General features: G+C 63.1%; 22 protein-coding genes. 9 read left to right on the forward strand and 13 right to left on the reverse strand.

Going from position 1 to position 23521, the window contains the following annotated elements; all coding sequences use genetic code 11:
• The first annotated feature begins 266 nt into the window (after positions 1-266).
• From ACFY68_RS24955 to ACFY68_RS24970, 4 genes are all read left to right on the forward strand, one after another.
• Positions 267-2054, forward strand: coding sequence for an N-acetylglutaminylglutamine amidotransferase (locus ACFY68_RS24955; RefSeq protein WP_387533007.1), 1788 nt, complete (start codon positions 267-269; stop codon positions 2052-2054).
• Between the two features lie 3 nt (positions 2055-2057).
• Positions 2058-3803, forward strand: a complete 1746-nt coding sequence (gene ngg / locus ACFY68_RS24960; protein ID WP_387533010.1) for an N-acetylglutaminylglutamine synthetase — start codon at positions 2058-2060, stop codon at positions 3801-3803.
• A gap of 119 nt (positions 3804-3922) precedes the next feature.
• Complete coding sequence (locus tag ACFY68_RS24965; protein WP_387533013.1) at positions 3923-5107, forward strand: osmoprotectant NAGGN system M42 family peptidase; 1185 nt, start codon at positions 3923-3925, stop codon at positions 5105-5107.
• Between the two features lie 61 nt (positions 5108-5168).
• On the forward strand, positions 5169-5396 hold the full coding sequence (locus ACFY68_RS24970) for a YheU family protein (RefSeq protein ID WP_054900489.1): 228 nt from the start codon (positions 5169-5171) through the stop codon (positions 5394-5396).
• A gap of 51 nt (positions 5397-5447) precedes the next feature.
• Here ACFY68_RS24970 and csrA read toward each other — a convergent pair whose 3' ends face one another.
• Both csrA and ACFY68_RS24980 read right to left on the reverse strand, forming a co-directional pair.
• The gene (gene csrA, locus ACFY68_RS24975; RefSeq protein WP_387533016.1) at positions 5448-5636 is read right to left on the reverse strand and encodes a carbon storage regulator CsrA; all 189 of its coding nucleotides are present in this window, start codon (positions 5634-5636) and stop codon (positions 5448-5450) included.
• 127 nt (positions 5637-5763) lie between these two features.
• Complete coding sequence (locus tag ACFY68_RS24980) at positions 5764-6573, reverse strand: SDR family oxidoreductase (protein WP_387533019.1); 810 nt, start codon at positions 6571-6573, stop codon at positions 5764-5766.
• Positions 6574-6779: 206 nt separating this feature from the next.
• Between ACFY68_RS24980 and ACFY68_RS24985 the strand changes: the two genes are divergently transcribed.
• Positions 6780-6932, forward strand: coding sequence for a DUF3309 family protein (locus ACFY68_RS24985; protein WP_003252624.1), 153 nt, complete (start codon positions 6780-6782; stop codon positions 6930-6932).
• A 105-nt stretch (positions 6933-7037) separates the two neighbouring features.
• Here the strand turns inward: ACFY68_RS24985 and ACFY68_RS24990 are convergent, their stop codons facing one another.
• From ACFY68_RS24990 to ACFY68_RS25025, 8 genes are all read right to left on the reverse strand, one after another.
• On the reverse strand, positions 7038-8168 hold the full coding sequence (locus tag ACFY68_RS24990; protein ID WP_387533024.1) for a hypothetical protein: 1131 nt from the start codon (positions 8166-8168) through the stop codon (positions 7038-7040).
• Positions 8169-8197: 29 nt separating this feature from the next.
• Positions 8198-8971, reverse strand: coding sequence for a molecular chaperone (locus tag ACFY68_RS24995; RefSeq protein ID WP_387533027.1), 774 nt, complete (start codon positions 8969-8971; stop codon positions 8198-8200).
• Between the two features lie 53 nt (positions 8972-9024).
• Positions 9025-11493 (reverse strand): CS1-pili formation C-terminal domain-containing protein, encoded by a 2469-nt coding sequence (locus tag ACFY68_RS25000; protein ID WP_387533030.1) that lies wholly within the window; start codon positions 11491-11493, stop codon positions 9025-9027.
• A gap of 74 nt (positions 11494-11567) precedes the next feature.
• Positions 11568-12062 carry a CS1 type fimbrial major subunit gene (locus ACFY68_RS25005; protein WP_387533033.1) on the reverse strand — a complete coding sequence of 165 codons (495 nt, stop codon included), beginning with the start codon at positions 12060-12062 and terminating at the stop codon, positions 11568-11570.
• Positions 12063-12130: 68 nt separating this feature from the next.
• Positions 12131-12616: a hypothetical protein gene (locus ACFY68_RS25010; RefSeq protein ID WP_387533036.1), complete on the reverse strand. Its 486-nt coding sequence runs from the start codon at positions 12614-12616 to the stop codon at positions 12131-12133.
• Positions 12617-12773: 157 nt separating this feature from the next.
• Positions 12774-14438 carry a cation acetate symporter gene (locus ACFY68_RS25015; RefSeq protein ID WP_387533039.1) on the reverse strand — a complete coding sequence of 555 codons (1665 nt, stop codon included), beginning with the start codon at positions 14436-14438 and terminating at the stop codon, positions 12774-12776.
• The gene (locus ACFY68_RS25020) at positions 14435-14746 is read right to left on the reverse strand and encodes a DUF485 domain-containing protein (protein ID WP_016501040.1); all 312 of its coding nucleotides are present in this window, start codon (positions 14744-14746) and stop codon (positions 14435-14437) included. Before ACFY68_RS25020 ends, ACFY68_RS25015 begins: the two co-directional genes overlap by 4 nt.
• Positions 14747-14997: 251 nt before the next feature.
• The gene (locus ACFY68_RS25025) at positions 14998-15858 is read right to left on the reverse strand and encodes a glycine betaine ABC transporter substrate-binding protein (RefSeq protein ID WP_387533042.1); all 861 of its coding nucleotides are present in this window, start codon (positions 15856-15858) and stop codon (positions 14998-15000) included.
• Positions 15859-16053: 195 nt separating this feature from the next.
• On the opposite strand from ACFY68_RS25025, the gene ACFY68_RS25030 reads away from it, so the two are divergent.
• Positions 16054-17619: a beta (1-6) glucans synthase gene (locus ACFY68_RS25030; protein ID WP_387533045.1), complete on the forward strand. Its 1566-nt coding sequence runs from the start codon at positions 16054-16056 to the stop codon at positions 17617-17619.
• Positions 17620-17737: 118 nt separating this feature from the next.
• Here ACFY68_RS25030 and ACFY68_RS25035 read toward each other — a convergent pair whose 3' ends face one another.
• Entirely contained in the window at positions 17738-18106 is a 369-nt protein-coding gene (locus tag ACFY68_RS25035) for a hypothetical protein (protein WP_387533048.1), read from the reverse strand.
• Between the two features lie 195 nt (positions 18107-18301).
• Between ACFY68_RS25035 and ACFY68_RS25040 the strand changes: the two genes are divergently transcribed.
• Both ACFY68_RS25040 and ACFY68_RS25045 read left to right on the forward strand, forming a co-directional pair.
• Entirely contained in the window at positions 18302-19600 is a 1299-nt protein-coding gene (locus tag ACFY68_RS25040; protein WP_387533051.1) for a serine/threonine protein kinase, read from the forward strand.
• Entirely contained in the window at positions 19593-20420 is an 828-nt protein-coding gene (locus ACFY68_RS25045; protein WP_387533054.1) for a VacJ family lipoprotein, read from the forward strand. The genes ACFY68_RS25040 and ACFY68_RS25045 overlap by 8 nt, the downstream gene beginning before the upstream one ends.
• A gap of 38 nt (positions 20421-20458) precedes the next feature.
• On the opposite strand, the gene ACFY68_RS25050 is transcribed toward ACFY68_RS25045, so the two are convergent.
• Positions 20459-21607: a patatin-like phospholipase family protein gene (locus ACFY68_RS25050; protein WP_387533057.1), complete on the reverse strand. Its 1149-nt coding sequence runs from the start codon at positions 21605-21607 to the stop codon at positions 20459-20461.
• Positions 21608-21659: 52 nt separating this feature from the next.
• Positions 21660-22595 (reverse strand): lipid A biosynthesis lauroyl acyltransferase, encoded by a 936-nt coding sequence (locus ACFY68_RS25055; RefSeq protein ID WP_387533060.1) that lies wholly within the window; start codon positions 22593-22595, stop codon positions 21660-21662.
• Between the two features lie 111 nt (positions 22596-22706).
• On the opposite strand from ACFY68_RS25055, the gene minC reads away from it, so the two are divergent.
• Positions 22707-23459, forward strand: coding sequence for a septum site-determining protein MinC (gene minC / locus ACFY68_RS25060; RefSeq protein WP_387533062.1), 753 nt, complete (start codon positions 22707-22709; stop codon positions 23457-23459).
• The last annotated feature ends 62 nt before the right edge of the window (positions 23460-23521 follow it).

Raw genomic sequence — 23521 nt, forward strand, 5'->3', positions numbered from 1 at the left:
CTGGAACGGCGCGTTGCAACAAATGTGGGAGCGGGCTTGCCCCGCGAAGCGCCGCGCGGGCGGCGCTCGATCTCAAGGGCGCTAAAGATCCCAAGACGAGCACTCCGCGAGAGCAGCACTTACCCCCATAAAACCCCCAAGCCAGCCCCCAACCCGCCCCCATATAACAGATTGATCTAAAACTCTCATAAATCGCTCAGGTCAGTTCCTTACAGGTGCCCTAATCCGGGGCACTGATTCCCCAACGGAAAAACCGGTAAGGACCTATGTGCGGATTAGCTGGAGAGTTGCGTTTCACCCCCATCGACCAAGCCCCTCGCCCGGCGGACCTCGCCGCGGTAGAGCGCATGACCCATCACCTGGCGCCCCGCGGCCCCGACGCCTGGGGCTTCCATAGCCTGGGCCCGATCGCCCTCGGCCACCGCCGGCTGAAAATCATGGACCTGTCCGACGGTTCGGCACAGCCCATGGTCGATAACACCCTGGGCCTGTCGCTGGCCTTCAACGGTGCCATCTACAACTTCCCCGAACTGCGCCAAGAGCTGCAGGACCTGGGTTACACCTTCTGGTCCGACGGCGACACCGAGGTGTTGCTCAAGGGCTACCACGCCTGGGGCGCAGCCTTGCTGCCCAAGCTCAACGGCATGTTCGCCCTGGCCATCTGGGAGCGCGACAACCAGCGCCTGTTCCTGGCCCGCGACCGCCTCGGCGTCAAGCCGCTGTACCTGTCGCGCAACGGCGAGCGCCTGCGCTTTGCTTCGACGCTGCCAGCGCTGCTCAAAGGCGGCGACATCGACCCGATGATCGACCCGGTTGCGCTCAACCATTACCTCAACTTCCACGCCGTGGTGCCCGCGCCACGCACTTTGCTGGCCAACGTGCAGAAGCTCGAGCCGGGCACCTGGATGCGGGTAGACCGCCACGGTGAAGTGGAGCGCCAGACCTGGTGGCAGCTGCATTACGGCCCTAACCCGGACGAGCGCGAACTCGACCTGGAAGGCTGGACCACCCGTGTGCTCGACGCCACCCGCGATGCGGTGGCCATCCGCCAACGGGCTGCCGTCGATGTTGGCGTGCTGCTGTCGGGCGGTGTCGACTCCAGCCTGTTGGTCGGCCTGTTGCGCGACGTGGGCGTGGACGACCTGTCGACCTTCTCCATCGGCTTCGAGGATGCCGGTGGCGAACGTGGCGACGAATTCCAGTATTCCGACCTGATCGCCAAGCATTACGGCACCCGCCACCACCAGTTGCGCATCGACGAACGTGAAATCATCGAGCAGCTGCCGGCCGCCTTCCGCGCCATGAGCGAACCGATGGTCAGCCACGACTGCATTGCCTTCTACCTGCTGTCGCGAGAGGTGGCCAAGCATTGCAAGGGTGTGCAGAGCGGCCAGGGCGCCGACGAGCTGTTTGCCGGCTACCACTGGTACCCGCAGGTGGACGGCGCCGAGGATGCCTTCGGCGCCTACCGCGATGCCTTCTTCGACCGCAGCCATGCCGAGTACCGCGATACCGTGCAGGCGCCGTGGCTGCTGGAGACCGACGCAGCCGGCGATTTCGTGCGCGAACACTTCGCCCGCCCCGGTGCCGCCGATGCGGTGGACAAGGCGCTGCGCCTGGACAGCACGGTGATGCTGGTGGACGACCCGGTCAAACGCGTCGACAACATGACCATGGCCTGGGGCCTGGAGGCGCGTACGCCGTTCCTCGATTACCGCCTGGTGGAACTGTCGGCGCGTATTCCGGCGCGTTTCAAGTTGCCGGACGGCGGCAAGCAGGTGCTCAAGCAGGCCGCGCGCCGCGTGATCCCCCACGAAGTGATCGACCGCAAAAAAGGTTACTTCCCGGTGCCCGGCCTCAAACACCTGCAAGGCGCCACCCTGGACTGGGTACGCGAGTTGCTGACCGACCCCAGCCAGGACCGCGGCCTGTTCAACCCTGCCATGGTCGACCGCCTGCTGAGCAACCCGCATGGCCAGCTGACCCCGCTGCGCGGCTCCAAGCTGTGGCAGCTGGCCGCGCTGAACCTGTGGCTCAGCGAACAAGGAATCTGACCCATGAAGCCCCATGAAACCGCTTACGGCCAGCGCCTGCTGCGCGGCCAGGCGCCGTCCTACGAGCGCCTGCAGGCGCGCCTGGCCGGCGATGGCAGCGAGCCCCACGACCAGCCGCGCGCCCTGCACTGCGGCTGGGGCCGGCTGTTGATCGGCCACACCTATCCGGACCCCGCAACCCTAGCCGAGGCGCTGCAGGAAGAGCGCCCCGGTGAGCGCGACATCGCCCTGTATGTGGCGGCGCCGCAACAGCTGCTGGCGCAGGCACCGCAGCAGTTGTTCCTCGACCCCTCCGACACCTTGCGCCTGTGGTTCTCCGACTACCGCCAGGCGCAGCGGGTGTTCCGCGGCTTTCGCATCCGCCGGGCGCAGAGCGACGCCGACTGGCAGGCGATCAACAGCCTTTACCAGGCGCGCGGCATGCTACCGGTGCAACCCGAACTGCTGACCCCACGCCACCTGGGCGGGCCGGTGTACTGGCTGGCCGAGGACGAAGACACCCATGCGGTGATCGGCAGTGTCATGGGCCTGAACCACAGCAAGGCCTTTGACGACCCCGAACACGGCAGCAGCCTGTGGTGCCTGGCCGTCGACCCGCACTGCACCCGCCCCGGCGTGGGCGAGGTGCTGGTGCGCCACCTGATCGAGCACTTCATGAGCCGCGGGCTTGCCTACCTGGACCTGTCGGTGCTGCATGACAACCGCCAGGCCAAGCGGCTTTATGAAAAGCTGGGTTTCCGCAACCTGCCGACCTTCGCGGTCAAGCGCAAGAACGGCATCAACCAGCAACTGTTCCTCGGCCCCGGCCCTGAAGCCGGGCTCAACCCGTATGCGCGGATCATCGTCGATGAGGCGTACCGGCGTGGCATCGAAGTGCAGGTGGACGATGCCACCGCCGGGCTGTTCACCCTCAGCCTTGGCGGGCGTCGGGTACGCTGCCGCGAATCACTCAGCGACCTGACCAGTGCGGTCAGCATGACCCTCTGCCAGGACAAGCGCCTTACCCAGCAGGCCCTGCACAACGCCGGCCTGCAGGTACCGATGCAGCAACTGGCCGGCAACGCTGACGACAACCTGGCGTTTCTCGACGAGCACGGCGCCGTGGTGGTCAAGCCGGTGGATGGCGAGCAAGGCCAAGGGGTGGCGGTCAACCTGACCACTTACGATGAAGTCAGCCAGGCCATCGAACACGCCCGGCGTTTCGACAGCCGCGTGCTGCTGGAAAGCTTCCACCCCGGGCAAGACCTGCGCATCCTGGTAATCGGCCATGAAGTGGTGGCCGCGGCCATCCGCCACCCGGCGCAGGTGATCGGTGACGGCAAGCACAGCGTCAAGGCGCTGATCGAAGCCCAGAGCCGTCGTCGTCAGGCCGCGACCGGTGGCGAAAGCCGCATTCCGATGGATGACGAGACCGAACGCACCCTGCGTGATGCCGGCCTCGACTACACCAGCGTGCTGCCCGCCGGCCAGCGCCTGGCCGTGCGCCGGACTGCCAACCTGCACACCGGTGGCACGCTGGAAGACGTGACCGAGCGCCTGCACCCGGTGCTGGCCGATGCGGCGGTGCGCGCTGCGCGCGCGCTGGACATTCCGGTAGTGGGCCTGGACCTGATGGTGCGCGACGCCGAGCACCCCGATTACGTGATCATCGAGGCCAACGAGCGGGCTGGGTTGGCCAACCATGAACCGCAGCCAACGGCGGAGCGCTTTGTCGACCTGCTGTTCCCGCATAGCCGGGCGTTGGCGTGAATCAATGAAGGCCTCTTCGCGGGGCAAGCCCGCTCCCACAGGTTCACTGTTGCCCTTTAGCCCAGCGGCAAACTGTGGGAGCGGGCTTGCCCCGCGAAGAGGCCGGCAAAGGAGTACACATGTCTGAACGACACCCCGAACCCGATCTCGACTACCTCAAACGCGTGCTCCTGGAGATGCTCGCCATCCCCAGCCCCACCGGCTTTACCGACACCATCGTGCGCTACGTCGCCGAGCGCCTGGATGAACTGGGCATCCCCTTCGAGCTGACCCGCCGCGGCACCATCCGCGCCACCCTCAAGGGCCGGCAAAGCTCCCCCGACCGCGCCGTCTCGGCCCACCTCGACACCATCGGTGCCAGCGTGCGCCAGCTGCAGGACAATGGCCGCCTGGCGTTGGCGCCGGTGGGCTGCTGGTCAAGCCGCTTCGCCGAGGGCAGCCGGGTCAGCGTGTTCACCGACACCGGCGTGTTTCGCGGCAGCGTGCTGCCGCTGATGGCCAGCGGGCATGCCTTCAACACCGCCATTGACCAGATGCCGGTCAGTTGGGAGCACGTGGAGGTTCGCCTGGACGCCTACTGCGCCACGCGCGCCGACTGCGAAGCGCTGGGGCTGTCGATCGGCGACTTCGTCGCCTTCGACCCGTTGCCGGAGTTCACCGAAAGCGGCCACATCAGTGCCCGCCACCTGGATGACAAAGCCGGCGTCGCGGCGCTGCTGGCTGCGCTCAAGGCGGTGGTGGAGAGCGGCCGCCAGCCACTGATCGACTGCCATCCGCTGTTCACCATCACCGAAGAGACCGGCTCCGGCGCCGCCGCTGCCCTGCCCTGGGACGTCAGCGAGTTCGTCGGCATCGACATCGCCCCGGTCGCGCCTGGCCAGGCGTCCAGCGAACATGCCGTCAGCGTGGCCATGCAGGACTCCTCGGGGCCCTACGACTACCACCTGTCGCGCCACCTGCTGAAACTGGCCGGCGACCAGGACCTGCCGGTACGCCGCGATGTATTCCGCTACTACTTCAGCGATGCCCACTCGGCGGTGACCGCAGGGCACGACATCCGCACCGCGCTGATCGCGTTCGGCTGTGATGCGACCCATGGCTACGAGCGCACCCATATCGACAGCCTCGCCGCGCTCAGCCGCCTGCTGTCGGGCTACCTGCTGAGCCCGCCGGTGTTCGCCAGCGATTCCAACCCGGCCAATGCCTCGCTCGAGCGCTTCAGCCATCAGCTGGAGCACGACGCGCAGATGGAGAGTGACACGCGGGTGCCGGCCGTCGACAGCCTGGTGGGCAACAAGGGGTGAGCCACAGCCAACGGGTTTCGCGTAGCATGGGCGTATTGTTCAATGAAGCCGAATACCGCCCATGCTGATCCCCTACGAGCAACTGCAAGCCGAAACCCTGACCCGTTTGATCGAGGATTTCGTCACCCGTGACGGTACCGACAACGGCGACGACACGCCGCTGGAAACCCGCGTGCTGCGGGTGCGCCAGGCGTTGGCCAAGGGCCAGGCGTTCATCCTGTTCGACCTTGAGAGCCAGCAATGCCAGTTGCTGGCCAAACATGATGTGCCGCGCGAGCTGCTCGACTGACAATACTGGCCTCATCGCGGGGCAGCCCACGATGAGGCCGGCACACTCGGCTCAAGCCGAATCGCCCTTGCGCACCTCGCCCGCCTTGATCCGCTTGTACACCTCGGCCCGGTGCACCGGCACCTCGCGCGGCGCACTGACGCCAAAACGCACCATGCCATCGCGGGTTTCCACCACTTTGATCTGAATATCGTCACCGATGGTGATGACTTCGCCGACTTCGCGTCCAATGACCAACATGCTGCGGTCCTCCGGCAACAGGGAAAGCCGTAGACTGCATGGGGTTATTCGGCTATTCAACGCCCTCGCAACAATTCAGAACATGCCTACTCAGGCAGGTAACTTCCCCTACAGACGCACCCTACGATCAGCGTATTTGAGCCTTGCCACGCATCTTCACCGCCATCTGCGCCATCTCGTCGTACAGCCGCTCCGGCGACTGCCGCTTGAGCGCCCACGCCTGGCGCCCAGCCTCATGGGGCAGAATCAGGAATTCGCCGGCTGCGACCTGTTGATGGATATGCTCGGCGATGTCTGCTGCGCTGATCGGCGAGCCTTCCAGCAGCTTGCCGACCTGGGCTTTCATTGCCGGGTTGGGGCCGCGGAAAGAGTCCAGCAAGTTGGTCTGGAAGAACGACGGGCACACCACGTGCACGGCCACCTCCAACTGCCGCAGCTCCACCAGCAAGCTCTCCGACAGTGCCAGCACACCGGCCTTGGCAACGTTGTAGTTGCTCATGCCCGGGCCCTGCATCAACGCCGCCATCGAAGCCACGTTGATGATCCGCCCCTTGCTGCGCTCGAGCAGCGGCAAGAAGGCCTTGCAGCCCTTGACCACCCCCATCAGGTTGACCGCGATCTGCCAGTCCCAGTCCTCCAGCGACAGCTCGGCGAAGAACCCGCCCGAGGCCACGCCCGCATTGTTGACGATCACGTCGATACCACCAAACCTCTCGTCGCAGGCCTGGGCCAGGGCGGTCAGCTGGCTGTAGTCGCGCACGTCACAACGCTGGGTGAAGCCCGTGCCACCTGCGCTACTCACAAGCTCCAGGGTTTCGCGCAGGCCGGGCTCGTTGACATCGGCCAGCGCCAAACGCCAGCCCTCGCGCGCCCAGCGCAGGGCGATCTCGCGGCCGAGGCCGGACCCGGCGCCCGTGATCATGATGCGGTTTTGCATGGTGGCAGGCCTTGTGCTTATGGGTTGTCAGGCCAGTCTAATCAAGGCTTTGCCGGGTGGGAGGGTCCATCAGGGTAGTGAATGGGCGGGCATGACCAAGCGGTCAGTGCCGAGCAAATGGAATCTTTCGCAAGCGGCACCGGTCCGAATTAACAAGAGGCCAGCAATCCGAGGCTCTTGACCCCTAACCACGCAAGGACTCCGTCATGACCACGATCCTCATCATCATCCTGATCCTGCTGTTGATTGGTGGCTTACCGGTCTTCCCACACTCACGCAGCTGGGGCTATGGCCCGTCCGGCATCATCGGCGTGGTGCTGGTGATACTGCTGGTGCTGTTGTTACTTGGCATGATCTAGATCTAGCGTCCGGAATGAAAAAACCGCGCTACGGGCAACAGCCGTAGCGCGGTTTTTCATTGCCGGTGGGTCAGTGCTGAACGGCGCACGCACCCGGCTGCCATCCTATAGGTTGGCATCGAATACAATTGTCACGACCGCCTGATACTCGATGCCAGGCAACATGTCCTGTTGCCTGGTGGGGCCGCGGGGGTTCACATGGAAGTGCAGCTGCCCTTGGCTGCCAGTCACTCCCTCCTGGGGAACTTCGAGGGTGATGGCGTCCGCAACCCCGCCAAAGGTCAGTGCCTGCCGATGGAGCGAACGGCCCTGGTATGAAGCACCTGGCAAGGTCATCGCCAGAAACAGCGGTATGCCGTGGCCCTTGGCCGACCGTAGGCTGCACGTGCTACCCAGCCCGGTGCTGCACAGTGCCCAGACTTTGAAGGGCCCACTGGCAGTCAGGCTGAAGGCAACGTCCTTTTCCAGTTTTTCTGCCAGGCTGCGTCCATGCCCCTTCGGTGGCACCAGTGCCACCTGTTCGGCGCCCGGTTCAAAGCGCACTTGAAGGTCATGCACCACCTCCAGCTCGATGTTGATTGCCACTGAGTCAGCAGTGAGCCCGGAGACCGTTCGGCTCGCCCCCAGGCCTATATCCCTGTCCGGGCCAATCGAATAGGCCACGCGCCCTCGATAGACACCCGACTTCAAGCTCGCCGGCAATGGCGTCTTCAGTGCGTAACCCAGCGTCAGATGACTGACATGGTAAGTGCTCGCATCAGCCGTGTTGAGGTTGGCCCAACACCCGCTGCTGGCCAGCGACCACAGAAACAAGCGGTGCGCAGCGCTGGCCAAGGCAACCTGACAACCACTCGAGTCAAGGCCCGTGCGCGCCGTAGGCGCAGGCAACCCATCGTCCGAGGTTACTGCGCCGCCCAGGTGGGTGATGGCAAAGTCCATGCTGACCTGCTCACCGGATTGATCACGGACCATTACTAGCGCAGTCGGCTGAACAGGGGCTGATAGGTAGAAGCCGTCAGCACCCTCGCCATCCACTGTTTTCGAGTACTCGACGTTCACATCCAGCAGATTCGCCAGCGGCTGGCTACACAGCTGCGGCAGCTGAGTGCAGACAGGCGACGACCTGGGTGTCAGGTTTTCAAATTGCCGGGTCTCGCCGCGGTAACGCAGCTTCAGCGTAACGTCGGCCGCCTGCGCCCAGGACCCGCCGAACACGCCACAAGCCAGCGCTAGCATTGCACACTTACGAAACATCGCCCGCCCTCTCACCCTGCCTTGAAGTTCATGGCTTTGCGCGCATCGCCTTCCACCAGTTCGAAGCGATACTCGACACCCGGTTTTTCGACGAAATCACGTGTGCGCCCAGGGCGAAGATGCTGCTTGGCCGGAGGATCACACTGGTCATCGAGCAGTACACAGGCCTGGACGTTGTCGAGCAGTACCGTGGCATTGCCCTCGTTGCGCACGGTCCATTTTCCGCCGGCTTGCTCGATCGAGGTCTGGTACTGCGTGGCAGCAGGTTGGGTAATCAAAATGGTGCCGAAACCTGCCAGAAACTGCACACCGGCACTGAGTTCCTCGCGGTAAGCCTCAAGCTCCGTTTCATCCAGCGCGAAGCTGTCATCCTGTTGTGGTACCACCGGGATGAAGCGCAGCCGGTAATAACGCTCCCGGTCCCGCTCACCGCGATACAGCAACCGTACGGCCTGCATGCCGCGTGCCGGGATGATCATCCGTGCGGGGCTGGCGACAACGCTGCGCTGATCGAAGGGCAACTGATCGATTTCCACTTCACGGGGCTCGGCTTGCCCGTCGTAGACCAGTTCCAGCACGCTGACCTTGACGAAGGCGGTACTGTCCCCTCTGTTGTAGATGCGTTTGGCGGAGGTGCCCTTGCCCGGTTCGAGGTAATCGTACAGAGCCCCGACATCCAGCTGTGGCCCGGCCTGAGCAAACCACGGCAGCATCAACGCTACGAACAACATGGGGGATAACTGAAATGTGAATCTGTGCATCTTCAACCTCTGCTTGCTCAACATTCATCCATCGGCCCCGGAATCGGGCCCGCTACAGCGTCATGCTGAAAACCGGTTCAGCCCATACTCGGCACACAGCGCTGATCACCCACAATCAGTAAGTCATCCTCGCGCTCGAAGTCGGCCGGGGTTAACGCCAGAAGACAATTACCTGCCCCGCCATGGCGAATTTCCAAGGTGGGCCGTGACTCACTCATTTCAACGCTGAAGTAGCCATCCACCTCGACCACCGTGCGCCCGGCGTCATTGACCACGTGCGCGCCCTGCAGTGGCTGGCCTTGCCCATCGAGCAGCCGGCCAAATACGGTGACCGTTCGCATCACCTTCAATGTGTGGTACCCCACCCCACCGCGGTTGAGGTGGTAGTCGATAGCGAGGGGTTGGATCTGTGCGGGCGGCACGTCCTTGGCGTCGAAGTCGAAGCGCACATGGCCCGATTTGAACGCCGTCACCGGCACGATATTGCGCCCCGGGCGCAGCACTGCACTCAAGCCCTGGCCATCGTTGGCCCGCAGCTTCATACCTGGCAGGTCGCTTTCGACATCGATGATCAAGCCGGCTTCGAACGGTAGGTTATGGCCACCGATGGCCAGCTTCCCGTCGCCCAGCGCAAGGGTGCTGTCCAGGTTGAGGCCAGCACTGAGGTTATTGTTGAAAGAAGAACTCTGGGCATAAGCATCGCCCTGCAGCGCCTGGCTGTGAAACCGCCCGTTGGCGGCCAGGCTGGTGCCATAACTGTCGAGCGTCGCGCTGCCCCCCAGGCTGTGCACCGGGCCAAGGTCGACGTTGCGCCGATACCACAGTGAAGCGTAAGGGTCATTGCCCCCCTCACGCGAGGCGCGGCTACCGACATCGACCCCAAGTTGCCTGCCCTCGCGTTCAAGGTTCATGCTCATAGCAAGGTTAACGCCGCGGCTTCGGGCACCGGCGCTGCTGCGTGTTCCAGGCCTGTCGAAAAGAGACAGGCGAACACTGCTTCGATGCCCCCGCAGTGTTCCGTTGAACGCCCAGCTCAGGTCGGCGCCCAGGCCACTTGCCGAGCCTGCGCTGTGTTCCAGGCGCAGCGTCGCTGAGCTTCGCGAGGTTACCCGGTGGTTTAGCGAAAAGGCGGTGCGACTGCGCACCTGCCGCAGTGACGTAGCGTCGCGGTCGTTTTCGCGGGGCTCGAGCCAGCTTTGGCTGTGGGTCAGCAACAACGAGCCCGCAGGGAAGGTATGAGTCAACTGCAGATCGCTGCTGTTGCCCATGCCCCGGGTCTGATTAAGGCCGGCGTAGAGCTTGAACCGCTCATGCACATCCCAGTCCAGCGAGGTACCTAACTGCAGGTCGGCATCGACCTGTTGCACCGACAGCCCCAGTATCGCGGCAGGATGCACAAGGTAGTTGGAGAGGGCACCGAACGCCGGGCTCGGTTCACGCGGGTCATTCCAGTTACTCAGTAGCTCGACCTGCTGGCCCAGGTAGAGGTTGTAGCGCCAGCGGTTGTCCATGTTCTGCCATCGGCTCGGCTTGTAGATGGACACTTCACTGCGCGAAGTCTCCAGGCCGTCCTCAAGCAAGCGCAGCTCCACGTCGTAGATGCCGCCGGGCAACACCCGCGTATCGAGCGCCTGCAAACCAGGCTGTACCGGCTGGCTGTTGATCAGTGAGCCATTGCGGTAGATCTCCACGATGCCGGGGCGGTTTGGGGTGACATAAACCGGCACAGCGCTGGCCTGGCCACTGTCGACCAGCAGGCTGTCACTGCTGCCTAGCATCAAGGCAAGCGTGCTATCGGGACGACGCCCCAGTAGCGTGGGCTGGCGCACCAGGCCTTGCGCGCCAATGGAGATGTACCCCAGCCGAAAGAAATGCTCGTCGTGCATGCTCTCAGCGTAAAGCTGGTGCATGCGATAGCGCACATCGCCTTGCTCAGTTGCGCTGCGATCGACGCGTGCATCGGCAAGCGTCGTCCAGTTATGCAGGTTGCCCTGGCCGAGCAGGCCGAGCCTGCCGGTGGTCTGGTTGCCATCATTGACCAGGTTCAGCTGGTTACGCAGGAGCAGCCCGGCGCTGCTCTGCTCCGGGAGGCGGTGGTAGAGCGCGTCCTGTTCCAGCTTTTCGGCATTGGATGTCAGCAGCGACAACTGGGAATTGGCCAGGCTGTAATGAATAGCCTGCAACCCGTCCGGGCAGTTTTGCAGGCAGTCGCCCAGCACCCGCCCGTCCGCCAGCCGCTGCTGCCATAACTGCCTGAGTGTGGACGGCTCTTTACTTTGTTCAGTGTCGGTAAACGCCAGCAACTGCACGCGGTTATCACGGCTCAGCACCACCATGGCATCACCGAGGTAGCGCTGGTCCAGTTCTACGCGCACGGCAAGCGGTACATCGAAAAAGTGTGCCTCGAAGTCTTCTGGTAAACGCCCGAATATGTTCAGGCCGACGGCACTGGGCGCGCGCTCGGCCGACACTTGGAGGGGTAAGAGGCAGGCAGCACCCAGCAGCCAGGCAGCAAGTACGCGGCCGGGTGCAGCAAACTGGAACATGATTCAATCCACATCAATACCTGCCTCACCGCTCGCAAACTTCTGGCTAGGGTAAGACAGGCGGCACCGCATCATCAAAGGCTGGAGGAGGAAGTTTCAAACAGTACGCTCACTACCCCTTCATACTCCCCTTTTTTATAACCATTGCCGGGTTTTATAGCGGCAAAAGTAATCGGAAGATCAGCACCAGCATTAGCGTCTTCTGCGCTCATGACGTCTACGGGAGATAACGTCAATAACTCAGTTCCTACCGTGATGGCAAGCTGAATGACCTCGTCAGTTTTTTGTGTGTTTCGCAACTCTGCTGCCGCCTCCAGTTTGGCCTGGATGGCGCCAAGATCGCTCTGAGCCTCGAAATAATGAGTTACCGGATTGAAATTATCGTTTTGCACCTGATACTCAAGCTCCACGGGCTGGTTCATCCAATCCAATTTAGGCTCGACTGAAAAGTTGTTCCCGGGAATAGTCGCCGTCACCGAAATATTCTGGGTTATAGGCGGAGGGGGGGACGCGACAGCGGCACCAGCAAACAGTGCAATGAACGGGACAGCCAATGCATAGGGTTTCACAATAATTTTCCTTTTTGGGATTAAAATAATCAGATAACAGGCGCAGAGGGAACAACCCCATAAAAACGCTAATCAGGGGCGCCCGTTTCAAGCGTTAGGGTGACTTGCGTACTGTACTTGCCGGGCAGTTTAGCCCCTATCCCTGAATGCCCCCAGAACCTGAATGGAATGGTTTTTCCTTGGGCGGCATCAGCAGCGCTCACTATTAAAGTCGGCTTCGGCTGCATCAACTCGCGATTCAACTGGATCTGGTAGTTACGATTATCTTGCGCACCGTGTTCGCGTTTAAAATTATATTGTTTTTTGTCTGTGCTCGCGTAAATCGGCCCGTAGGTACTCTTTACAGTAATATTTCTTGTGACGTCCTTGAAGGTGGGTCCACTCGGATCATATTCCAGCTCAAGATCTTGGCCCCACCAATTGCCTTCAGCTGTCACCTGAAACTCCGGGGTCGACACGACAGCCTGGACACTAATGTCCTGCGGTATTTCCTTCGCCCCTACAGTGCCCGCCACGCCAACGAGTACAAGGGGGATTAAACAGCGTAATTTCATTGAGCAGCTCCCAAAAGTGCCGGCATCTATCAAGCACTTGCGACATCAGGAACTGTACGATCAGGACATCACTAGGTATGTAGGAAACTTCTGACGAACTGCATGCAATAAAAAACGCCCCGACAGGCGGGGCGTTTTTCATTGCATCGCATTAGCGTTAGTGTGAAACCGCCCCGCTGGCCCCCAGGCCAGTCTGCGAACGGACGAACTGCGGGTAGAACAACGCACGTTCGTCGTCAGCCGCCTTGGACTTGTCGGTGACCGAGAAGAACCAGATACCGACGAAGGCAATCAGCATCGAGAACAGTGCCGGGTACTCGTACGGGTAAATGGCTTTCTCGTGGCCGAGGATCTGCACCCAGATGGTCGGGCCAAGGATCATCAGGCCAACCGCACTGACCAGGCCCAGCCAGCCGCCAATCATGGCGCCGCGGGTGGTCAGTTTCTTCCAGTACATCGAGAGCAGCAGCACCGGGAAGTTGCAGCTGGCGGCGATGGAGAAGGCCAGGCCAACCATGAACGCGATGTTCTGCTTCTCGAACAGAATGCCCAGGCCGATCGCCAGCACCCCCAGTGCAATGGTGGTGATCTTCGACACGCGGATCTCGTCCTTGTCGTTGGCCTTGCCCTTGCGCCAGACGCTGGCGTACAGGTCGTGGGACACCGCCGAAGCACCGGCCAGGGTCAGGCCGGCAACCACGGCCAGGATGGTGGCGAACGCCACCGCCGAGATGAAGCCGAGGAAGATGCTACCACCCACGGCATCGGCCAGGTGCACCGCCGCCATGTTGTTGCCACCCAGCAGGGCGCCGGCGGCGTCCTTGAAGTCTGGGTTGGTGCTGACCAGCAGAATCGCGCCAAAACCGATGATGAAGGTCAGGATGTAGAAGTAGCCAATGAACCCTGTGGCGTAGAGCACGCTCTTGCGGGCTTCCTTGGCATCGCTGACGGTGAAGAAGCGCATCAGGATGTGCGGCAGGCCGGCGGTACCGAACATCAGCGCCAGGCCCAGCGAGAAGGCCGAGATCGGGTCTTTGACCAGGCCACCCGGGCTCATGATCGCTTCACCCTTGCTGTGCACCTTGATCGCTTCGGAGAACAGCGTGTTGAAGTCGAAGCCCACGTGTTTCATGACCATCAGCGCCATGAAGCTGGCACCGGACAGCAGCAGCACAGCCTTGATGATCTGCACCCAGGTGGTGGCCAGCATGCCGCCGAACAGCACGTACAGGCACATCAGGATGCCCACCAGGATCACCGCGACGTGGTAGTCCAGGCCGAACAGCAGCTCGATCAGCTTGCCGGCGCCGACCATCTGCGCGATCAGGTAGAACGCCACCACCACCAGCGACCCGGAGGCCGACAGGGTGCGGATTTCCTTCTGCCCGAGGCGGTACGAGGCCACGTCGGCGAAGGTGTACTTGCCCAGGTTGCGCAGGCGTTCGGCGATCAGGAAGAGGATGATCGGCCAACCGACCAGGAAACCGATCGAGTAGATCAGGCCGTCGTAGCCGGAGGTGAACACCAGGGCGGAAATACCCAGGAAGGAGGCTGCCGACATGTAGTCGCCGGCAATCGCCAGGCCGTTCTGGAAGCCTGTGATCTTGCCACCGGCCGCGTAGTAGTCGGCCGCCGACTTGTTGCGTTTGGAGGCCCAGTAGGTAATGCCGAGGGTGAAGGCGACGAAGGCCACGAACATGGCGATCGCGGAAACGTTCAGCGGCTGTTTCTGCACCTCGCCGGTCAGGGCATCAGCGGCCCACACGGCGGGTGCAAAAGCGCCGCAGGCCAGTACGGCCAGGGCTTTGGCGTGGCGAATCATTGTTGCGCCTCCTTCAGGATGGCCTTGTTCAGCTCATCGAATTCGCCGTTGGCGCGGCGTACGTAGATGGCGGTCAGGACGAATGCCGAAACGATCAGGCCGACGCCCAGGGGAATGCCCCAGGTAATCGACGACTCAGGGCTGAGCTTGGCACCCAGCAGATGAGGACCGTAGGCGATCAGGAGGATGAAGGCGCAGTACAGGCCGAGCATGATCGCCGAGAGAATCCAGGCGAACCGTTCGCGCTTTGTGACCAGCTCCTTGAAGCGGGGGCTGTTTTGTATCGAGAGGTAAATGCTGTCGTTCATTGTTTTTGTCCTAGCAGCACAGATAGGGGATGGAACCCACACCGTCACTTTATGCTGCCGTTGGACGCCAACCAGACGACCTTAGTCTTAGATGCAACACTGTCTTGCAGAATCGGTAACAACCAGAAGGCCAGTATGCCCCAATCGCCGGCAAGCCGACTCCCACACAGTCACAACATGGCCCGATGCCTGTGATGGCCCTGTGGGAGCCGGCTTGCCGGCGATTGGGGGCACACTGGCCCTGAAATCAATTACTTGCCCGTCCACTCCTTGACCCGATCCGGGTGCTTGGCCACCCAATCCTTCGCCGCCGCTTCAGGCTTGGCACCTTCCTGGATCGCCAGCATCACCTCGCCGATCTCGTCCTTGGACTGCCAGCTGAACTTCTTGAGGAACTCAGCCACCTCCGGCGCCTTGGTTGCCAGCGCTTTGCTGCCGATGCTGTTGACCGTCTCGGCAGCACCATAAACGCCTTTCGGGTCTTCGAGGAACTTCAGCTTCCACTTGGCGAACATCCAATGCGGCACCCAGCCGGTTACCGCAATCGACTGTTGCTTGGCATAGGCACGGCCCAGTTCGGCAGTCATTGCCGCGCCGGAGCTTGCCTGCAGTTTGTAACCTGTCAGGTCGTAATCCTTGATGGCCTGGTCGGTCTTGAGCATCACCCCGGAACCTGCGTCGATGCCGACGATTTTCTGCTTGAAGGTGGCGTCGGTCTTGAGGTCGGTGATGCTGTTGGCCTTGACGTATTCGGGGACGATCAGGCCGATCTTGGCGTCCTTGAAGTTGGCGCCGTAGTCGACCACGTTGTCTTTGTTCTTGGTCCAGTACTCACCGTGCGTGACCGGCAGCCAGGCCGAGAGCATGGCGTCGAGTTTGCCGGTGGCCACGCCTTGCCACATGATGCCGGTGGCCACGGCCTGCAGCTTCACGTCGTAGCCGAGTTTCTGCTTGATCACTTCAGCGGCCACGTTGGTGGTCGCCACACTGTCGGCCCAACCGTCCACGTAACCAATGCTTACTTCTTTGGCCATTGCCTGTGCAGCGCTCATGGCCAATACCAGGGCGGTGCCCACCCCCAGAAAACGTCGCACTGTCTTCAAAGTCGCCATCAAAGCATCCCCTCGTCAGGTCTCGGAGATTGCATCATGGTCCTGCAACAACGCGCGACCTGCTCCAGCTGCGACCTGTACCGACTGCTTTGCGACAGCACTGTGCCATTAGCGTCATCGGCCTACGCGGTTCTGCGCGATCCTTGCATGCCAAATGATTGGCGCCGGGCTACTATCTAACGCTTTGCGCTGACGATGGACCGCCTGATGCCCACCCCTCCCCGTTTGCTGATGCCGTTTTACCTGCTCGCCTGCCTGCTTGCCCTGCTCGGCCTCGGCGCGCTCTGGTACGGGCTTGGCAAGCCGATTCAGCTGCCCGACGCGGCCAGCCCGACGCACAAACTGCAGTGCGCCTCGTACACCCCGTTCGACAAAGACCAGTCGCCGTTCGACCAGCCGTTCCGCCTGCGCCCGGCGCGCATGGACGCCGACCTGGCGCTGCTGGCCGAGCGATTCCAGTGCATCCGTACCTATTCCATGACCGGCCTGGAGGCAATCCCGGCGCTGGCGCGCAAGCATGGGCTGAAAGTGATGCTCGGGGCCTGGGTCAATGCCAACTCGGTCGACACCGACAAGGAAGTGGACTTGCTGATCGCTGCCGCCAATGCCAACCCGGACGTGGTCAGCGCTGTGATCGTCGGCAACGAGGCGCTGCTGCGCAAGGAAGTCACCGGCGAGCGCCTGGCCGGGTTGATCAACAAGGTGAAAAGCCAGGTGAAGGTGCCGGTCACCTATGCCGACGTGTGGGAGTTCTGGCTGCAGCACCCGCAGGTAGCGCCCGCGGTGGACTTCCTGACCATCCACCTGCTGCCCTATTGGGAGGATGACCCACGCGGCATCGACGATGCCCTGGCGCATGTCGCCGATGTGCGCCGGGTGTTCGGCACGCGCTTTGCGCCCAAGGATATCCTCATCGGCGAGACCGGCTGGCCCAGCGAAGGCCGCCAGCGCGAGACCGCCGTGCCCAGCCGAGCCAACGAGGCGCGCTTCATCCGCGGCTTTGTAGCTATGGCCGAGGCCAATGGTTGGCACTACAACCTGATCGAGGCCTTCGACCAGCCATGGAAGCGTGCCAGCGAGGGCGCCGTGGGTGGTTACTGGGGGCTGTACGATGCAGACAGGCAGGACAAAGGCGTACTCGAAGGGCCGGTGAGCAACCTGCACCACTGGCCACAGTGGTGGCTGGCCAGCGCGGTGCTGATGGCCGTCATGCTGCTGTTGGCCGGGCGCCCTGCCAGCGCGCGGGCCGCCTTGCTGTTGCCGCTGCTGGCGGCATTGGGCGCGGGCTGCCTGGGGTTGTGGGGCGAGCTGATGCGGACCCACGCGCGATTTGCCGGGGAATGGCTCTGGGCCGCCGTGCTGGCAGGACTGAACCTGCTGGTGCTGGCCCATGCCGTGCTGGCGCTGGCGCGCCGGGCAGGTTGGCGTGAAAGGTTGTTTGCCTGGTTCGAGGCGCGTGCGGGGTGGCTGTTGCTGGCTGCCGGCTTTGCGGCGGCGGTGAGCATGCTGGCGATGGTCTTCGACCCGCGTTATCGCAGCTTTCCCACGCCGGCACTGGTGTTGCCGGCGGTGGTTTACCTGCTGCGGCCGGTGGCGGCAGCGCGGGCTGAGGTGGCGTTGCTGGCCTTTATCGTTGGCGCGGGGGTGATGCCACAGCTGTATCGGGAAGGGCTGGACAGTCAGCAGGCCTGGAGTTGGGCGGTGGTCAGTGTGCTGATGACGGCGGCGTTGTGGCGCAGCTTGCGGGTGCGCAAGGCTTGAAACACAAGTGCGGCCATCGCCGGCAAGCCGGCTCCCACACGGCCGGCGGCGCGTTTCAAAGAACCGCTATGCCTATGGGAGCCGGCTTGCCGGCGAATGGGCTGCACAGCAGCCCCTGTCAGCTGCGACGCGCTTGCCGCACCAGGCGCAACCCCGCCAGCACCAGCGCAAATACGGCCATGCTGGCGGTATACAGCACCAGCGCCGGCACCCCGAACACCAGGGCGAGCACCGCCAGCCACCAACCACCCCGGCCAGGCACCAGCTGCGCCAGCAACGCCAGCCCCAGCCCGGCCCAGCCCATCACCTGAAAGTGAATGCCCAGGCCCAGCAGCGAGCGCGCCTGGCATTGCCAGTACTCGCCCGGCGCCGTGCACAGGCCAACCCACTGCGCATCCTCCATCAACCCGTAACGCACGCCATAACTGGCAAGCAGCCACAAGGCGAGGAACAGCAGCAGCAAAACGGCTGGCAACGAACGAGACATCCAGTTCTCCAATAGCGGTAATCGAAAGCGTCCATGATCGCCCAAGGCCCGTTGTAAGGCAAAATCCCCACCCTGCAGCTATGTTGCAGATAACAAGCACACCAAAGGCCACTGCACTTGGCAACTTTGCCGAGGCACTTGTGGTCCTAGGCTGCATAACGCAATACCTTGCTCGCGTTCTTTCTGGGGGATTACATGCTTCGATCTTGGCGCCTAGCCGCCCTACTTGGCGGCCTGCTCATGGCTGCGGCCGCTTCGGCGCGGGACATCGACGCCGCGACCTACGGCTTCCCCTTGACCAACCCGTTCGAGGCGACCATCGCCACCACGCCGCCCGACCAGCGCCCGACTCTGCCCAGCGATGACGAGATCGACCAGAGCGATTACAGCCTGAACCTGCGCCCGGAACGTGAGTTCACCCTGCCCGACAACTTCTGGGCGGTTAAAAAGCTCAAGTACCGCCTGGCCCGCCAGGACCACGAGGCGCCGCTGATCTTCATCATCGCCGGCACCGGTGCGCCGTACTCGAGCACCATCAACGAATACCTCAAGAAGCTGTTCTACCAGGCCGGCTTCCACGTAGTTCAACTGTCGTCGCCAACCAGCTACGACTTCATGAGCGCCGCCTCGCGCTTCGCCACCCCGGGCATCAGCACGGAAGATGCCGAAGACATGTACCGGGTGATGCAAGGGGTACGCGCCCAGCACCCGCGCCTGCCGATCAGCGAGTTCTACCTCACCGGCTACAGCCTGGGCGCGCTGGACGCAGCGTTTGTCAGCCATCTGGACGAAACTCGCCGCAGCTTCAACTTCAAGCGCGTGCTGCTGCTCAACCCGCCGGTCAACCTGTACACCTCGATCAACAACCTGGACAAGCTGGTGCAGACCCAGGTCAAGGGCATCGACCGCAGCACCACGTTTTATGAGCTGATGCTGGAAAAACTCACCCGTTACTTCCAGGACAAGGGCTACATCGACCTCAACGACGCCCTGCTGTACGACTTCCAGCAGTCGCGCCAGCACCTGTCCAACGAACAGATGGCCATGCTCATCGGTACCTCGTTCCGCTTCTCGGCGGCCGACATCGCCTTCACCTCCGACCTGATCAACCGCCGTGGCCTGATCATTCCGCCGAAATTCCCGATCACCGAAGGCAGCAGCCTCACGCCGTTCTTCAAGCGTGCCCTGCAGTGCGACTTCGACTGCTACCTGACCGAGCAGGTGATCCCGATGTGGCGTGCCCGCACCGACGGCAACAGCATCCTGCAACTGGTCAACCAGGTCAGCCTGTACGCACTGGAGGATTACCTGCGCGACAGCCCGAAAATCCACGTCATGCACAACGCCGACGACGTCATCCTCGGCCCGGGCGATATCGGCTTCCTGCGCAAGGTGTTCGGTGACCGGCTGACCCTTTACCCCCATGGCGGCCATTGCGGCAACCTCAATTACCGCGTCAACAGCGACGCCATGCTGGAGTTCTTCCGTGGCTAACAAATTCCTCCTCGCCACCGCGCTGCTCGTCGCCGCCGGCAATGCCCTGGCCGCGGAAACCGCGCCACGCACCAGTGTGATCGAGGCCGACCCGCAGGTCACCGCCCAGCCGCTGACCCCCGAAGCCGACGGCTTCATCGACCCGCTGCGCGAACTGAAATTCAACCCTGGCCTGGACCAGCGCGAGTTCGAGCGCTCCACCCTGGGCGCGCTGAATATCTACGACCCGCTGGAGTCGCTGAACCGGCGTATCTACCACTTCAACTACCGGCTGGACCAATGGGTGCTGCTGCCGCTGGTCGATGGCTACCAGTACGTCACGCCCAGGTTCCTGCGCACCGGGGTGAGCAATTTCTTCAACAACCTGGGCGATGTGCCGAACCTGTTCAACAGCGTGCTGCAGCTCAAGGCCAAACGCTCGGCGGAGATCACCGCGCGGCTGATGTTCAACACCATCATCGGCGTGGGTGGGCTGTGGGACCCGGCGACCAGCATGGGCCTGCCGCGCCAGAGCGAGGACTTTGGCCAGACGCTGGGCTTCTATGGCGTACCTGAGGGGCCGTACATCATGCTGCCGGTGCTGGGGCCATCGAACCTGCGCGACACCACCGGGGTGGTGGTGGATTACGCCGGCGAACAGGCGGTCAACTTCCTCAACGTGGCGCAGGCCAGCACCGATCATCCCGAGATCTTCCTGCTGCGCGCGGTGGACAAGCGCTACACCACCAAATTCCGCTACGGCCAACTCAACTCGCCGTTCGAGTACGAGAAGGTGCGCTATGTGTACACCCAGGCGCGCAAGTTGCAGATAGCCGAATAACGCGCCGCCTATGCAGGAGCGCCCTTTCCGGGGCGCTCCTACAGCCCCAGAAACCGCTCCAGCTCCGGCCGCTTGGCCAACGCATCGCGCCGCCCCAGCTCAATCAGCTCACTGCAATAGCTGGCCTCGAACAGCAAATAGCTCAACACCCCTGCCCCGCTGGTCCGGGTCGCCCCCGGCCCGCGCAGGAACAGCCGCAGCGCCGCCGGCAGCTCACGCCGATGCCGCGCGGCAATCTCGTCCAGCGGCTGGCTGGGCGCCACCACCAGTACATCGATCGGCGCCAGGCCCAGGCGGTGTGCATCCAGGTGGGCCGGCAGCAGGTGGCTCAAGTGGTTAAGGCGCTGCAACAGCTCGATATCGTCCTCCAGGCTGTCGATGAAGGTGCTATTGAGCATGTGCCCACCAATCTGCGCCAGGCTCGGCTGCTGGCCACTGAACACTCGCTGGGTGGGCAACGGTGGCGCTGGCCGCTGCGGGTTGCCACTGACCCCCACCACCAGCACACGGCTGGCCCCCAGGTGCAAGGCCGGGCTGATAGGCGCCGACTGGCGTACCGCGCCGTCGCCGTAGTACTCGTCACCGAGCCGGACCGGGGCGAACAACAACGGGATCGCTGCACTGGCCAGCAGGTGATCGACGGTCAAGGGCGTGGGCACGCCGATGCGCCGGTGCCGCAGCCAGGCGTCGATGGTGCCGCGGCCTTGGTAGAAGGTCACGGCCTGGCCGGACTCGTAACCGAACGCGGTTACCGCCACCGCACGCAGGTGCTCGGCGGCCAGCGCATGATGGATGCCGTTCAGGTCGAGGTGGGATTCCAGTAACCGGCGCAACGGGCTGCTGTCGAGCAAGGCGACCGGTGCATGGCTGCCCAGGCCCAACAGGCTGTGGCCGACAAAACGGCTGGCCTGGCGGACGACCCCGGGCCAGTCGCTGCGGATCACCAGGTGGCTGCGAAAGTTTTGCCAGAACCGGGTGAGCGCCTGCACGGCTTCATTGAAGTGGGTGGCGCCGCTGGCCAGGGCCACGGCGTTGATGGCCCCGGCCGAGGTGCCGACGATCACCGGGAAGGGATTGGGCGCGGCGGGCGGCAGCAGTTCGGCGATGCCGGCCAGCACGCCGACCTGATAGGCGGCGCGGGCGCCGCCGCCAGAGAGAATCAGGCCGGTGGTTGGTGGTGGGGCCATGGAGTGCTCCCAGGGTTATCGGCTGTCAGGGCCGGCCTCGCTAGCACACATTTCAGCGCTTTTTCTTGTCGTACAGCCGCGGCGCACCCTCGGGCCGCGACTTGAAGCGCCGGTGCGCCCACAGGTATTGCTCGGGGCACTCGCGCAACACGCTTTCGATCCATTGGTTGATGCGCAGGCAATCGGCCTCTTCACTTTCACCGGGGAAGTTCTCCAGCGGCGGATGGATCACCAGACGATAGCCGCTGCCATCCTCAAGGCGCTTCTGCGTGAACGGAATGACCTGCGCCTTGCCCAGGCGGGCAAACTTGGTGGTGGCGGTGACCGTCGCCGCCGGGATGCCGAACAACAGCACGAACAGGCTCTGCTTGGCGCCGTAATCCTGGTCTGGTGCATACCAGATCGCCCGGCCCGAGCGCAGCAGCTTGAGCATGCCCCGCACATCTTCACGCTCCACCGCCAGCGAATCGAGGTTGTGCCGCTCGCGGCCGCTACGCTGGATGAAGTCGAACAGCGGGTTGCCGTGCTCGCGGTACATGCCGTCGATGGTGTGTTCCTGGCCGAGCAGCGCCGCGCCGATCTCCAGGGTGGTGAAGTGCACGGCCATCAGGATCGCGCCCTGCCCCGCCTGCTGGGCGGCTTGCAGGTGCTCGAGACCTTCGATGTGCGCCAGGCGCGCCAGCCTGGCCTTGGGCCACCACCAGCTCATGGCCATTTCGAAGAAGGCGATGCCGGTGGAGGCGAAGTTCGCCTTCAACAACCGGCGCCGTTCGTCGACGGACAGTTCCGGGAAGCACAGCTCCAGGTTGCGTGCGGCAATGCGTCGGCGTTCACCCGCCAGCCGGTACATCAGCGCGCCCAGGGCGCCACCGAGCTTCAGCAGGGCACGGTACGGCAGCTGCACCACCAGCCACAGCAGGCCCAGGCCAAGCCACAAGCCCCAGAACCTGGGGTGGAGGAAATAGGGACGAAAACGCGGGCGTTCCATTGAAGCTTCCGGTAAGTCAAAGGCCGAGCATTCTACATCGGATCGGCGCCGGTTGCGGCCAACCGGTCTTATCGTTATAAGTCAGGGCACTTTTTTCGCAACAAGCCGTCTATGCAGACCATGAGCCCAAACCACACACCCGACACCGCCTCCGTGTTCCAGCTCAAGGGCAGCATGCTCGCCATCACTGTGCTGGAGCTGGAGCGCAACGACCTTGAAGCCCTCGACCGCCAGTTGGCGGCGAAAGTGGCCCAAGCCCCCAATTTCTTCAGCAACACGCCGTTGGTGCTGGCGCTGGACAAGCTGCCGGCCGGCGAAGGGGCGATCGACCTGCCCGGGCTGATGCGCATCTGCCGCCACCATGGCCTGCGGACGCTGGCCATCCGCGCCAACCGCATCGAGGACATCGCTGCGGCGATCGCCATCGACCTGCCGGTATTACCGCCATCCGGCGCCCGCGAGCGGCCACTGGAACCCGAGCCCGAAGTGAAGAAACCCGAGCCGGCCCCGGAGCCTGCCCTTGTTCAAGAGCAGCGCCCGACCCGCATCATCACCTCGCCCGTGCGTGGCGGCCAGCAGGTCTACGCCCAGGGTGGCGATCTGGTGGTCACCGCGGCGGTCAGCCCGGGTGCGGAACTTCTTGCCGATGGCAACATCCATGTGTACGGCCCCATGCGCGGCCGTGCCCTGGCCGGTATCAAAGGCAATACCAAGGCCCGTATCTTCTGCCAGCAGATGACCGCCGAAATGGTCTCCATCGCTGGGCAGTACAAGGTCTGCGAAGACCTGCGCCGCGACCCGCTGTGGGGTGCCGGCGTGCAAGTCAGCCTGTCCGGTGATGTGTTGAACATCACCCGTCTTTAACGGATACTTGCCGTCATTTTTAGAGCAACTTTTTTACCTGTTGCCGTTTTTGCATTTTGCTG

Source organism: Pseudomonas sp. NPDC012596 (assembly GCF_042902325.1).
GTDB lineage: Bacteria > Pseudomonadota > Gammaproteobacteria > Pseudomonadales > Pseudomonadaceae > Aquipseudomonas.